The sequence below is a fragment of the Achromobacter sp. ISS7 genome, assembly GCF_056523125.1.
In genome coordinates this window covers 3128624-3143901 of record NZ_JAWRZD010000001.1, presented here as the reverse complement: position 1 = coordinate 3143901, position 15278 = coordinate 3128624, and the positions used below count along the sequence as shown (strand labels likewise).

The window sequence follows — 15278 nt, the reverse complement described above, 5'->3', positions numbered from 1 at the left end:
GAGCGCGTCACCCGACCGTCATATCCGCTCGCTACCATGCCGCTTCCGCCCTGCGTCCGGCCACCGCCGGCGCGCAGTGGCCACGCCATCTTAGAGACATCGGGGTGTTATGACAGTGACGCAGACGCCTGGGGCCGCTTGGGCGTTCGCCTGCTGGTTCGCGTTCGGCCTCGCGGTGCTGCCGCCGGCCGCGCTGGCCCAGCAGCGGGCGGCGGACACGGCGTTGATCCCGTTCGACATCGCCGCGCAGCCGCTGGACGCGGCCCTGGCGGCCTACACCCAGGCCACGGGCATGGCGGTGTTGGTGACCAGCCGCCTGACCGCCGGCCGCCAGGCCAGCGCGGTGCGTGGCCGGCTGGCGCCGCGCGAGGCCTTGCGCCTGTTGCTGACGGGCACCGGCCTGCAGGCCCGCTACACCAGCGCGTCCGCATTCACCCTGGTGGAATCGGCCGCGAGCGCGCCCGCGCCGCGCGCGCCGGCCACCGCGCCGTCGGCGGCGGCGGTGACGCGCTATGCCGGCGTATTGCAGAACACCGTGACGCGCGCGCTGTGCCAGTGGACCGGCGCGCAGTTCGGCCGTTACCGCGCCTCGCTGCAGCTGTGGATCGGCCGCAACGGCGTGGTGCGCCAGGCGCGGGTGCTGTCGGGCACCGGCGACGCGCGCCGCGACGAGGCGCTGGCCGGGGTGTTGTCCGGGCTCATCATGGATACGCCGCCGCCGGCCGACTTGCCGCAGCCGGTGACCATCGTGCTGGCGCCGCGGCCCGACCCGCGCGCCGATTGCCGCCTGGCCGGCGCCGCGAGCTGAGCGCCATGTCCATGACCGGCGACGCCCTGCGCAACCTGTTCCTGTCCAAGTACCAGGAATTCCGCAAGCGCCTGCGCATCCGGCTGGGGTCGGAAGACCTGGCCAACGACGCCATGCAGGAGGCCTGGCTGCGGGTCGACAGCCTGGCCGAGACCGCGCCGGTGGAGTATCCGGCCGCCTATCTCTTCAAGATCGCCTCGAACATCGCCGAGGACCAGCGCCGCGCCAATGCCCGCATCCTGTCGATGGCCGAGATCGAGGAGCTGTACGACATGGCCGACGAGGCCGCCGGCCCGGCCCAGGTGGCCGAGGGCCGCGAGCAGCTGGAGGCGCTGGAGGCGGCGCTGGCCGAACTGCCGCGCCGGCGCCAGGCGATCGTGATCGCGGCGCGGGTCGACGAGGTGCCGCACCGCGAGATCGCCGAGCGTTTCGGCATTTCGGTGCGGACGGTGGAAAAGGAATTGCGCGCGGGGCTGGAGCACTGTTGCGAGAAATTGGAAAAAAAGTATGTCCAGCGCTACGGTCCCCAGGCCCGGGAAACGTCTTAGCATCATGACGACCCTTTTCAGACGCTCCCGCCCCGGCGGCGACCCCGCGGCCGCGCTCAAGCGCGAGGCCCAGGCGTGGGTCGTGCGGCTGGCCTCGGGCCAGGCCAGCGTGGCCGATGGCGAGGCCTTCCGCCGCTGGTGCGGGCAGAGCGCCGAACACGCGCGCGTCTTCAAGGAAACGCGCGGCGCCTGGCAGCAGCTGGCGCCGGCCGCGCGCCTGGCGCAGGCCGCGCAGGCGCGCCGCGCCCGCGTCACGCGGCCGGCGCGGCGCGCGTTCCTGGGCGGCGCGGTGGCGGCCTGCGGCGCGTGGCTGGCGTTCAAGCCGCCGCTGGGCCTGTGGCCGGCGGTGGATGAACTGACCGCCGACGTCCGCAGCGGCACGGGCGAGCAGCGCCGCGTGGCGCTGGCGGGCGACGCCAGCGTGCAGCTGAACACCCAGACCCGCATCAACCTGTCGCGCAGCGGCCAGGCGCAGCAGATCGATCTGCTGGCCGGCGAGGTCGAGCTGCTGACGGCCGGCCAGCCGGTCAGCCTGACGGCGGGCGCGGGCCGTGTCAGCGCCACCTCGGGGTGCGTCAACGTGCGCTACACCGATGGCCAGGTGCGCGTGACCTGCCTAGAAGGCAGCGCCCGCGTCAGCCTGCGCCAGGAGTCGGTGGAATTGACGGCGGCGCAGCAGGTGGTGCTGGGCGCCGGCGGCGCCAGCGGGCCGCGGCGGGTGGACCCCGACCAGGTCACGGCCTGGCGCCGCGGCGTGCTGGAATTCAACAACGTGCCGCTGGCGCAGGTGGTCGACGAGATCAACCGCTATCGCCCCGGCCGCATCGTGCTGGTGAGCGACCGGCTGGCGGGCAGCCTGGTGCAGGCGCGCTTTTCGCTGGACCAGCTGGCCGATGCCGCGCTGTTGATCCGCGATGCCTACGGCGCCCAGGTCACGTCGCTGCCCGGCGGCATCGTGTTGCTGACCTGAACGCCGCCACGCGCGGCGCGGATCGTCCAAAACGTGAAATATGAATTTTTTGTGAAAAGGCGCAGTCGATGACGCTTGAAGCGGTCTAGGCACCCATGCGCAGAACTGCCCGGTCCGCGTCGCCGTTTTTTCCGGCGTACCGGTCCTGGCGCTGCAGATGCCAGATCCGATTCCACGAAGGAAAAGCCGTCATGCCCAGCCGTAATCACGCCCTCGTTTCCCGCAGTCCCCAGCGGCGTTCGCGCCGTCCCGCCTGGCGCCTGGCGCCGCTGACCCAGGCGTTGGCGGTGTTGCTGGTGGCGGGCGGCTGGAGCGGCGCGGCGCAGGCCCAGGCGCGGGCCTTCAGCCCGGGCTGGTTCGCCGACAAGAACGCGGTGCAGTCGACCGCGCAGCGCACCGGCCGCATGCCGGATGGCAGCCTGGCCGGCATCGGCAACAGCGCCCGCCAGCAGGCGCAATCGCGCCAGCAGCTGCAGCGTTCGCTGGACAACCTGAACCGTACCGCGGCGGCGGTGGCCGCGCAGCAGGCGGCGCAGGCGGCGGCCCGCGCGGCCGCGGCGGCCAACGGGGGGGGCGTGCCGGACGGCCTGGCGCCCGGCGGCCTGTGGATCGCCGAGGGCGCGCAGGCCAAATGGGAAGGCGCGAACAAGCCCACCACCGGCACCGAAGGCGGACGCCAGCTGGTGACCATCGAGCAGACGCAGTCGCGCGCGATCCTTAACTGGGACACGTTCAACATTGGCCGCAACACCACGCTGCAATTCAAGCAGGGCGCGGACGACGCGGTGCTGAACCGGGTGGTCGGCGCGTCGGCCAAACCGAGCCAGATCCAGGGCGCGATCAAGGCCGACGGCACGGTGCTGGTGGTGAACCAGAACGGCGTGATCTTCAGCGGCACCAGCCAGGTCAACGCGCGCAACCTGGTGGTCGCGGCCGCCACCATGAGCGACGCGCAGTTCCGCGAGCGCGGCATCTACGCCAACGCCGACGGCACCATCGCCACCTTCCAGGACGCGCTCGGCAAGATCGAGGTGCAGCCCGGCGCGCGCCTGGCCACCGCCACGCCCGGCAGCGCCACGCGCGGCGGCGGCTATGTGCTGCTGGCCGGCAAGGAAGTGCTCAACGCCGGCGAGATCAGCACGCCGCAGGGCCAGGCGCTGCTGGCCGCGGGCGACAGTTTCATCATCCGCCGGGGCCAGGGTTCGGACAGCAATGTCGCGTCCACCACCCGCGGCAACGAGGTGCAGACGGCCGGCGACGGCCTGGCGCGCAACACCGGCCTGATCCAGGCGCCGCAAGGCGATATCACCCTGGCCGCGCGGCGCGTGGAGCAGGCCGGCGTGCTGGTGTCGACCACGTCCGTGGATGCGCGCGGCACCATCCACCTGGACGCGCGCGGCACGGGCGCGGCCGTGACGCTGGCCGAAAGCGCGGTCAGCGCCATCCTGGTGGACGCCAGCCTGACCACCGCGCTGGACGGCCAGCGCGGCAGCCTGCTGCAGCCCGTCGTGGGCGGCAACACCGCCCTGGTGGCGGGCGACGAATTCCGCCGCGACCTGTCGCTGCTGCGCATCAGCAGCCAGGGCACCGTGGATTTCCAGGGCGGCTCGCTGTCGCTGGCCACCGGCGGCCAGGTGGCGGTGAAGGCCGACGGCCGCGCGCTGGTGCGCGACGGCGCGCGCATCGACGTGAGCGGCGCGGTCGGCGTGATCGTGTCGATGGAATCCAACAACCTCAAGATCAACCTGCAGGGCAACGAGCAGCGCGACGCGCCGGTCAACCGCGACAGCAAGCTGCTGAACAACAGCGAGGTGTGGCTCGACCGGCGCGACCTGGTGCGCCTGGCGGCGGGCAGCGGTGGCAACGACGCCGACCGCTGGTACACCGCCGGCGGCCTGCTGGAAGTGGGCGGCTATCTGGGCACGCTGGGCGTGCCGGTGAGCCACTGGCTGGCGCAGGGCGGCGTGGTGCGCTTCGATGGCGCCGAGGTGGTGACGCAGGCCGGCTCCGCCATCAATCTGTCGGGCGGGACGCTCGACGTGCAGAGCGGCGAGATCCGCCAGAGCTGGCTGCGCGGCGAGGACGGCCGCCTGTACCTGGCCGACCGCGCGCCGGGCGACCTGCTCTACAGCGGCCTGTACCGGGGCTACGAGGCGGTGTCGCGGCGCTGGGGCGAGAACGCCACGCGGCGCTTCTACAACCCGTTGATCGCGCCGCCGACTCGCTACGAATCGGGCTATACCGTGGGCCGCGACGCCGGCACGCTGGTGATATCGACCCGCAACGCGGTGCTGGACGGCGATCTCGTCAGCGATACCTACCAGGGCGACCGCCAGACGCGCGCGCCGGTGGCTGGCCAGGACGGCTACAGCCAGTCGCACCGCAACGCGGCGCGCGCGGCGCAGTTCGTGGTGGGCTCCTACAAACCGTACTACGACACCGCCGGCAACTTCCTGCGCTACCAGCTGGGCGCGACCGGCACGGCGGCCGAGGTGGCGGTGGGCAAGGGCCTGGGGCAGCGTTCCGCGGGCCTGGATCTGACCGACGCGCTGCCCGCCGACCTGCGCGGCAAGCTGACCCTGGATGCCGATCGCCTGAACGGCTTCGGCCTGGGCGCCATCCGCCTGGCCGCCGGCCGTGGCATCAGCGTCGATGCCACCTTGCGCAGCGCCGATGGCGGCGAGATCACGCTATATGCGCCCACCATCGACATCAACGCCGATCTGGTCAGCCGTGGCGGCCTGATCCAGGCGGGCAATACGCTGCGCCAGCCGGGCGAGAGCGGCCGCCTCGAAGAGGTCACGTTGCCGCCGGCCAATGGTGCCAAGGCCGCGCTGCGCGTGGCGGGCGGCGTCGTGCTGGATGCGCGCGGCGTGTGGAGCAACCTGAAGCAGGATCCGGCCGCGCAGCGCGGCCTGGCGGTCATCGATGGCGGCCGCGTGTCGCTGCGCGGCAGCGGCGACGTGGCGCTGGCGGCGGGCAGCCTGATCGATGTGTCGTCGGGCGCGGCGCTGCTGACCAGCGGCGCGGTGCAGGGCGGGCGCGGCGGCAGCGTGACGCTGGAGGCCAATGCGGTCAGCACGCAGGCCGAGTCGGGCGGCAAGGTGTCGCTGGCCGGCGTGGTGCGCGGCTATGGCGTCAATGGCGGCGGCGCCCTGAGCATCGCCAGCGGCGGCACCCTGGTCCTGGGCGGTCCGGCCGACGGCCTGCCGGTCAATGTCGTGCGGCTGGATCCGTCCTTGTTCCAGGCCGGCTTCGCCAGCTATGACATCAACGGCCATGGCGGCCTGCGGGTCGCCGAGGGCGCGAATCTCGACGTTGCCATGCCGGTATGGCGCATGCGCCGTGAAACCGGCGCGCTGCCGCCGACGGGCACCGACCCGGCCGAGGCCCTGCTGCTGTGGACGCCGCCGCTGTACGCGGAAGATCCCAAGCGCGGCAAGCTGACCCAGCGCGGCGGCGCCAGCCTGGCGCTGCGCTCGGACCGCGCGACCGTCGGCGGCGTGCTCGAGATCGGCGAGGGCGCGCGGGTCGCGGTGGATCCGGGCCAGTCGATCCGCTTGGTCGGCGGCGACCAGATCACCGTGCTGGGGCGCCTGGTGGCGCCGGGCGGCCTGATCTCGATCCTGGATACGCGGGTGGATTCGCAGCAGAACTACACCCCCAAGGCCAACGGCCGTTCGGTGTGGATCGGCGAGCGCGCGGTGCTGGACGTGGCCGGCGACAGCCACGTCGCGCTGGCCACCGACGGCCGCCGCTACGGCGTGGCGCGCGCCGGCGGCAATATCGAGATCGGCGGCATGCTGGACTGGGAAGTCGACGCCTTCGCCCCGCGCCGGCCGATGGACCGGCACCTGATCCTGCGTCCCGGCTCGCTGCTGGACGCATCCGGCGCGCAGGCGCTGGTGGACCTGCCCGGGCGCGGCGCCACGCTGCTGGCCTACAACGGCGGCAGCATCGTGCTGGCGTCGGCCAACAGCCTGTACCTGGACGGCGACTTGCGCGCCGCGGCGGGCGGAGCGGGCGCGGTGGGCGGCACCCTGGGCGTGGCGCTGTCGCCCGCCTTCTATCTGAGAAACCTGGCCGAGGCCGAGGTGCTGACGCCACGGGTATTGACGCTGGCGCAGCGCCAGGCCGGTTCGTTGCTGTCCGCCGATCTGCGTCCGGGCGAACTCGGCGGCAACCTGCGCTACGGCGTCGGCGGCCTGGGCGTGGACCAGGTCCAGGCCGGCGGCTTCGGCAACCTGGCGCTGTTCGCGTCGATGCGGGCCGAGAACAGCCTGACGCTCGCCATGCCGCAGAGCCTGCGCCTGTCGGGCCCGCTGATGCTGGGCCAGGACGCGCCCGCCGGCAGCCTGGTGCAGCTGTCGGCCCCGTACATGTTCCTGAATCACGCAGCCTATGCGCCGCCGCTGGGATCCGACAGCGTGGTTCAAGTCGGCGTGGTGACGCCGCAGTGGCTCAAGCGCGGGCATCGCCTGGTGCTGGACGCCGGCATGATGGATCTGCGCGGCATGCGCGATTTGCTCAGCTTCGATGATGTCCAGGTCAACCTGACCGGCGACCTGCGCCTGACAGGCGTGTCCATGGGCCAGGACTTCAATGGCAATACGCTGCTGGCCGCGCCCAACCGCCTGACCATCACCGCGGCGCAGATCTACCCCACCACGCGCGGTGGCGGCGGGATCGCCGCGGGCGAATACTACGGGCAGGGGGGCGGCGGCGCGGTGAAGAATCCGGATGCGGTGCTGACGATCCGGCGCGCCACGGAGGGCATGCCCGACATGCCGTATTCCGCCTTCGGCGCGGTGACCTTGTCGGGGCCAAATATCATCCAGGGCGGCGTGGTGCGCGCGCCGCTCGGCTCGATTCTGTTCATGGGGCCCGAAGGCGCGCCGTCCAGCGTGCGTTTCCTGGCCGGCAGCGTGACGTCGATCAGCGGCCAGGGGGTGGTCATGCCCTATGGCGGCACCACCGACGGCATCAAGTACCTGTACGGCGGGCAGGAGATCCGGACCACCGGCGTGGGCGGCAATGACACGAACGGCGCGCCATCCCGCATGATCCAGATCAACATGAAATCCATCGTGGCCGACGCCGGCTCGCTGCTGGACCTGTCCGGCGGCGGCGAACTGACCGGCGCCGCGTTCGTGCGCGGACGCGGCGGCTCGGTGGACGTGCTCAAGTACGCCATGGCGGACGCCAATCCCGGCTTCGGTTTCAGCAAGTCGGGCAATGCCGTCTATGCCATCGTGCCCGGCTTCGGCGGCGACTATGCGCCGGCCACGAAAGACGCCGCCATGCCTGCGTACGGCCAGCGCGTCACCATCGGCGCCGGCGTGCCGGGCCTGCCGCCCGGCACCTACACGCTGTTGCCCGCCAATTTCGCCATGCTGCCGGGCGCGTTCCGCGTCGAGGCAGGCGCGCCGGGCGTGTTCGACGCCGCGCAGGCCGCGCCGACCCGCGGCGGCTCCTGGGTGACCACGGGCCGGATGACGGCGCCGGGCGTCAACCCGGGCGCGGTGCCCGCCAGCCAGCTGCTGGTGACGCCGGGCGACGTGGTGCGGCGCCACGCGCAATACAACGAGACCTCGTACAACGCCTTCCTGGTGGCCAACGCGGCGCGCACCGGCACGCCGTTGCCGATGCAGCTGGCCGACGCGGGCATGCTGCGCCTGAAGCTGACGCCTGGCGCGGGCCGCGAAGGCACGCCGGCCCTGTCGTTCGGCGGCGAGGCGCGCTTCTCCGCGGCGCCGGGCAGCACCGGCGCGGGCGGCACCCTGGCCGTGGACGTGCGGGGCGGCGGCCTGGAAATCCTGGGCCCGGGGCAGGCGCCGGCCCTGGCGGGCCCTGGCGTGGCCGTCTCCGCGGACGCGCTCAACGCCTTGCGTCCGGCCCGCATGGTGCTGGGGGGCGCGATAGGCGCCTCCACCCAAGCCGATTCGCTCGGCGCGATCAGCCTGGCCGGCGACGCCCAGCGCGTGCTGGTGCGCGGCGGCGCCAGCCTGTACGCGCCGGAGATCGCGCTGGTCTCGCCCAACAACGGCAATATCACCATCGAGCAGGGGGCCGTCCTGTCCACCGTCGGGCTGGGGCCGGCGCCGCAGGACGCGCGTGGCGGCTATTACTATTCGGTCCAGACCAACGGCGCGTTGGTCCTGTCCAATGGGCTGGTCAACCTGCGGCCGCCGACGCAAGACGGCCGCGTGGCCATCGACATCGGCGCCTGCGCGGGCGTCTGCTCGGGAACCACGCGCCTGGTGTCGGAAGGCACCCTGGGCGCGGCCACCAACGGCGCCTTCATCTTGCGCGACAACGTCGAGTACGGCACGCGCAACCTGATGCTGAGCGTGTCCGGCCTGAACCTGGGCTCGCCGCAGGCGCTGGCCCAGGCGGCTGCGGCAGGACAATTGCCGCCCGGACTGGCGCTGGACCAGGATGCCCTGGCGCGGCTGCTGCGCGGCAATACGGCGTTGGGCGCGCCCGCGCTGGAAAGCCTGATCTTCAATGCCGCCGAATCCATCAACGTGTATGGCGCGGTGACGCTGGACACCCGCGCCGCGGCCGGTCCCTCGGCCTTGCGGCGGCTGGTGCTGGGCGCGCCGGCCGTGTATGGCTATGGCGCGGCGGGCGACACGGCGCGCATCAGTGCGTCGGAATTCGTCTGGGCCGGCTCGGTCAGGGCCTCGACGGCCGGCAACGTGCCGTTGGGCTACGACCAGCCCGCGGCGCCGGGCGGCGCGGTGCTGGATCGCCTGGGCAACGGCAGCCTGACCATCGCGGCCGATGTCATCCGCTTCGACTACTCGCCCTACACGGTGCCGGCCTCGCTGGTGCCGGCCAACCGGCTGGCGCTGGGCTTTGCCGCGGTCAACCTGGAGGCCGCCCAGATGATCACGGGCGTGTCGACCGGCAGCCTGCACGTCTATCACAAACAGAACGGCTATGTGGCGCAAGAAGGCTGGCGCTACCAGGGCGGCGATCTGACGCTGCGCACGCCGCTGTTGACCGGAGAGGCGGGCGCGACGCTGGCGTTGCGCGCCGGCGGCACGCTGGCGCTGGCGGGCACCGGCGCCGTGGCGCCCGCCCGCGACGTGCTGGGCGCCACGCTCGATCTGAAGGCGCAGCGCGTCGCGCTGGATTCGACCGTGGCGCTGCCGTCGGGCAAGCTGACCGTCAAGGCCGATGGCGACATCACCTTGGGCGCGGGGGCGCGCATCGACCTGGCGGGGCGCGCCTTCACGGCGTTCGATACCACCCGCTACAGTTGGGGCGGCGACCTTGAACTCAATAGCGTGACGGGCAATATCACGCAGGCGGTCGGGTCGGTCATCGACCTGTCGGCGCGCAACCAGCGCGGCGGCCGCATGCAGGCCTTGGCGCTGGGCGCGGCCGGCGGCCACATGGCGCTGGACGGCGTCATCCTGGGCGGGGCCAGCGGCGAGCACGACGCCGGCGGCACGCGCGTGCCCTATGACGGCGCCGAGATCACCCTGCGCGCGCAGACGCTGGCGGATTTCGCCGGGCTGAATCAGCGGCTGAACCAGGGCGGCGTCAGCGGCGCCCGCCGCTTCCAGCTCAAGCAGGGCGACCTGGTGGTGGGCGACGAGTTGCGGGCGCGCGTGGTCGAGATCAGCGTCGACGGCGGCAGCCTGACCATCAATGGCCGCATCGACGCCAGCGGCCGCCAGGTCGGCAACATCCGCCTGGCGGCGCGTGACGACCTGCGCATCAACGGCCTGCTGGACACGCATGGCGCGCGCCTGCGCCTGGACAGCTATGGCAAGGTGATCGACGCCGCCAACCGCGCCATCATCGAACTGACCTCGCGCGACGGCATGCTGGCGCTGGACGCCGGCGCGCGCTTCGACCTGCGCGCCGGCACCGACGACCCGAGCCGCCTGGGCGGCCGCCAGCTCGGCACGCTCGACCTGAACGCCCGCCGCCTGGGCGGCGGCGGCGAGCGCGGCGCCATTGCCGGCTCCGGCGACGGCGCCAATGACGTGGCCATCCGCATCACGGGCACGCCGCAGATCCTGGGCGCCAAGACCGTCGCCGTGAACGCCTTCCGCCGCTACGACGACGCGCCGCTGGCGCCCAAGCCCGACGTCAGCGGCAAGACGCCGCAGCTGATCACGCAGGCCTACCTGGACGGCATCGACGGCGAGAGCCTGGCCTACATGAACGCCGCGCTCGGCAATGGCGCGCTGACCGCCCGCCTGGCGGCCCTGGGCCCGTACCACCTGCGCCCCGGCGTCGAGATCGTCAGCGCCACGCCCGATGGCAACCTGACGGTGTCGGGCGACATCGACTTGTCGAACTACCGCTACGGCCCCAACGCCAACCGCACGGTGGCCGCGCTGCGCGGCTACGGCGAGCCCGGCAAGCTGGTGCTGCGCGCCGGCGGCGACCTGGCCATCCACGGCAGCATCAACGACGGCTTCGCGCCGCCGCCCGAGACGATCGACGACAGCGGCTGGAAGCTGGTCGAAGGGCGTTTCCTGGGCAATGGCCAGACGCCGTTCGGCGAGGATCTGGTGGTGCCCATCGATGGCGTTCAGCTGGAAACGGGCACGGTGTTCCCGGCCGGCCGGGCGCTCAATTACGACCTGCCGGCGCAGGCCGCCACGCTGCCGGCCGGCACCGTGCTGCCGATGGCGGCGACGCTGAACGGCCCGCTGGCGCTGCCCGCCGGCCTGGTGCTGACCGGCGACCTGACGCTGGCCGACGGCCGCGTGCTGCGCGCCGGCTCGGTGCTGCAGGAGGCGCTGACGCTGGGCGCGGGCGTCCGCCTGGGCGTGGGCTTCACGCTGCGCAACGAGGCGGCGCTGCAGGCCTTCACCTGGCCCAAGGGCGTGGCGCTGCCGGCGGCTCTCAAGGCCAGCGCGCGCCTGGACCTGGCGCGCGGTTCTTTGATCCCGTCGCAGACTTTCATCGAACTGCCGGGCCATCAACCCATCAACCTGCGTCCCGTCGGCCCGGACGGCCGGCAGGGCCGCAACTGGGCCCTGGCGCCGATGCTGGGCGAGGGCGCCAGCGCCTGGAGCCTGATGGCGGTGGCGGGCGCCGACCTGATGGCGGCCGACATGGCGGCGCGCCGGCCGGACGGGCAGGGCGACATCATCCTGGCCGACACGCACTACGGCCGGCTGGGCTTCGGCAACAAGACCGTCACCAATGTCTTCATCGGCGAGCGCGGGCTGACGCAGCTCGCCATCGACGAGTTGGGACTGGACCAGTCCCTGCTGGGAACCTCGCCAAAGGCCATTGCCGAAAGCTTCTTCATGACGGAGGACGACTTCTGCAACGGCACGGGCTATTGCGAGGCGGGCAAGCGCAAGCTGACGGCGGCGGGTTCGCTCTACTGGTTCGGCGACGAGTCGGGCAAGGGGCGCTACGTGGCGGAGCTGGAGGCCGAGTGGGGCGTTTCGGAGGAGGAATTCTGCGGGGCGGTCAGCTATTGTGAAGGCGGCGGCCGCACCGAGACCACCGTCACGCGCGACTACCGCTACGCCGACCGCGCGCCGCTGTTCAGCGTGCTGCGCACCGGCACGGGCGATATGTCGCTGCTGGCCGGGCGCGACGTCGGCATGGCGTCGGTGTACGGCGTGTACACGGCCGGCGCGCCCTCGTCGCTGGGGGCCGCGCTGGACGCGCGCTTCAACCTGCCGCGCGGCACCACCGTCGATGACGCCGTGCTGGGCACCGTCCAGTACGACGGCAAGTACGACGCGGCGCTGGCCGCCTACCGCGCCTGGTACCCGGACCAGGGCGGCAACCTGACCGTGGCGGCCGGCCGCGACATCTATGGCGACGCATGGAGCAAGAATTCCATGAACGCCCAGCCCTACGGCAGCCAGGACGCCGACTTCTCCAAGTATCCCAGCGCGGCGGTCAGCAACTGGCTGTGGCGCCAGGGCAGCGTGGGCATGCCGGGCGTGACGGACATCGCGTCGAGCTGGTGGATCAACTTCGGCGCGTATGCCAGCAATTCGGTCACCAACCGCGAGCAGCCCCGCGTGGTGGGTTTCACCGGCTTCGGCACCCTGGGCGGCGGCAATCTCAGCATCAGCGCCGGACGCGATGCGGGCGTGCGCGATGCGCGCGGCGACGCCCTGCTCAATAACAATCTGGCATCCGGCCGTTCGCAGGCCCTGGTGGCGGTGGTGGCCGGCACCGGCCGGGTGGTCGGTGGCGACCTGGTATTGACCGGCGGCGGCGATATGGACCTGCGCATCGGTGGCGCCTACAACCCCAATCTGCGCGCGATGCAGCAGACCGACGGCACCGCGGGCACGGGCACCGGCTATGCCGGCAACTTCGAGGATGTCGATCTGAACGGGCTGCTGGTCAATCTGCGCGGGCAACTGGCGTTGACGGCGGGCCGCGTCGGCGGCATCTCGCTGTTCTATGGCGACGGCGCTCAGCTGCGTGCGCCCGATATGTCCGCGGTGGGCGGCGGCAAGCCCATGGGCGGACCGCGCCTGCTGCTGGGCGATGCCGTGGCCTCGCTGGATACGCGCGGCGACCTGGTGCTGGCCGATGCGCCGGATCCCGGCCGTGTGTACCAGATCAACACCAGCCCCTATGTCCAGGGCAGCCTGTCCAAGGGCGGCGGCGCCGAAAGCTGGTTCACGTTGTGGACGCCGGCCACGGCCATCGACCTGTTCTCGGCGGGCGGCAACCTGACGCCGCTGACCACCAACAATACCTTCAAGCCGGGCACGGACCTGCTGACCGATGACACGACCCGGCTCGGCGGGCCGCGGCAGATGAGCTACCTCTATCCGTCCAAGCTTGGCGTGACGGCGGCCGGCGGCAATATCATCCTGGCCGCCACCGCGCGCGATGCGGAAAACGTCAATCACGTGCTGTTGCTGGCGCCGTCTTCCAGCGGTGAATTGTCGATGCTGGCCGGCGGCTCGATCTTCGCCGCGGGCGCCCATGCGGTGTCGATATCGGGCGCGGACACGCCACTGCCGACACCGTGGCGCCCCGGCTTCATGGCCGTCAATGGCGGCGAGAACAACACCCAGACGATTTCCAATATCTCTGTCGAAGGCAACGGGATCTGGCAGAACTCGCCCAAGCCCCTGTTCGTGTTCGGGCCCAACACGCCGCTGGATGCCTCGCCGCGTCAGGGGGAGGGAGAGGTGGCGCGTTTCCATGCCGTGAATGGCGATATCGTCGGCCTGCGCACCGGCGCCGAGACGCGGCTCGCGACAACCAGCCTGCAGGGCCGGTCCAGAACCGTGCTGACCTGGTACGAGGCCGCATTGCCGGTCTCGGTGCGGGCGGGACGCGACATCCTCGGGATGAGCGCGCTGGGCCTGCACAGCAACGCCAACGACCTGTCGCAGGTGATCGCCGGGCGCGACATCTTGCAGGCCGATCTGAAGGTGGCCGGCCCTGGCACGCTGCTGGTGCAGGCGGGCCGCAACATCCGCCAGGACGACGTGGCCAGCATCGTCAGCGTCGGCGCCATCGTGCGCGGCGACGCGCGCCCCGGCGCCAGCGTTGCCGTGCTGGCGGGCGTCGGCCCGCAGGGGCCGGACTACGCCGGCCTGCTGGCGCGCTACCTGGACCCGGCGCGGGCGCTGGCCGCCGGCCAGACGCTGGGCGCCAATCCGGACGGCGTAGTGCAATCCTACGCCGGCGAGCTGTCGCTGGCCGGCTGGCTGCGCCAGGTGTATGGCTACCAGGGCGACGAGTCGGGCGCGGCGGCCGAACTGGCGCAGCGCCAGGCACAGCTGGATGCCGAGGTGGCGGCCGATCCGTCGCGCAAGCGCCGCGACCTGATGCAGGACTATCGCCAGGAAAGCGAGCTGCACCTGGTCAACTGGCTGCGCGCGCATCATGGCTACGACGGCGGCGAGGACGGCGCGCGCGCCGCGCTGGATGCCCTGGCGTCCGAACAGCAGGGCATCTATGCGCGCCAGCTGTACTTCGCCGAACTGCGCAAGGGCGGCCGCGAGTACAACGACCAGGACGGCCCGCGCAGCGGCAGCTACCTGCGCGGCCGCCGCGCCATCGCGGCGCTGTTCCCGCAGACCGGCGCCGAGGGCGCGCTGCGCCTGTACCAGGGCGACTTCACCATGTACGGCGGCGCCGGCCTGCGCACGCAGTTCGGCGGCGACATCCAGCTGCTGACGCCGGGCGGACAGCAGGTGCTGGGCATCGAGGGCGCGGCGCCGCCGGCGACGGCGGGCGTGGTGACGCAGGGGCAGGGCGACATCCAGCTGTACGCGCTGGGCAGCGTGCTGCTGGGACAGAGCCGCATCATGACCACCTTCGGCGGCCACATCCAGGCATGGTCGGCCGAGGGCGACATCAACGCCGGCCGCGGCGCCAAGACCACGGTGATCTACACGCCGCCCAAGCGCGTCTACGACGCCCTGGGCAACGTCACCCTGGCGCCGACGGCGCCTTCCACCGGCGCCGGCATCGCCACGCTGGCGCCGATCGCCGAAGTGCCGGCGGGCGACGTCGACCTGATCGCGCCGCTGGGCACCATCGACGCGGGCGAGGCCGGCATCCGCGTGTCGGGCAACGTCAACGTCGCGGCGCTGCACGTGGTCAACGCGGCCAACATCCAGGTGCAGGGCGACAGCAAGGGCATCCCGGTGACGGCGGTGGTCAACACCGGCGCGTTGTCCTCGGCCAGCGCGGCGTCCTCGGCCGCGTCCGGCGCGGCCGAGGACTCGGTGCAGCGCGCCCGCCAGCAGTCGCGGCAGAACCAGCCGTCGGTCATCAACGTGCAGATCCTGGGCTATGGCGAGGAGCCGATGGCCGGCGCGGGCGCGACGCCGCAGCCGCGCGCGGCCACCCCGTCCTACCGTCCCGACGGCGTGGTGCAGGTGCAGGGCGTGGACAGCGGCGGCTGACCCCCGGGGTTGCAACCGGTCGGCAAAAAGCCGGCCGGTTGTCATGCCGCCGTCATCAAGACGACGTG

4 protein-coding genes are annotated in these 15278 nt (G+C 72.3%); all 4 read left to right on the top strand.

Translation table 11 applies throughout. The features are described from left to right. The first annotated feature begins 109 nt into the window (after positions 1 to 109). The 4 genes from AC1HFW_RS14060 to AC1HFW_RS14045 all read left to right on the top strand — a co-directional run bounded on the left by AC1HFW_RS14060 (position 110) and on the right by AC1HFW_RS14045 (position 15210). The gene (locus AC1HFW_RS14060; protein WP_479283924.1) at positions 110 to 808 is read left to right on the top strand and encodes a secretin and TonB N-terminal domain-containing protein; all 699 of its coding nucleotides are present in this window, start codon (positions 110 to 112) and stop codon (positions 806 to 808) included. 5 nt (positions 809 to 813) lie between these two features. Then, positions 814 to 1356, top strand: coding sequence for an RNA polymerase sigma factor (locus AC1HFW_RS14055; protein WP_061074548.1), 543 nt, complete (start codon positions 814 to 816; stop codon positions 1354 to 1356). Positions 1357 to 1360: 4 nt separating this feature from the next. Beyond that, entirely contained in the window at positions 1361 to 2326 is a 966-nt protein-coding gene (locus AC1HFW_RS14050; protein ID WP_061074014.1) for a FecR family protein, read from the top strand. A 191-nt stretch (positions 2327 to 2517) separates the two neighbouring features. After that, positions 2518 to 15210, top strand: coding sequence for a filamentous haemagglutinin family protein (locus AC1HFW_RS14045; RefSeq protein ID WP_479283922.1), 12693 nt, complete (start codon positions 2518 to 2520; stop codon positions 15208 to 15210). The last annotated feature ends 68 nt before the right edge of the window (positions 15211 to 15278 follow it).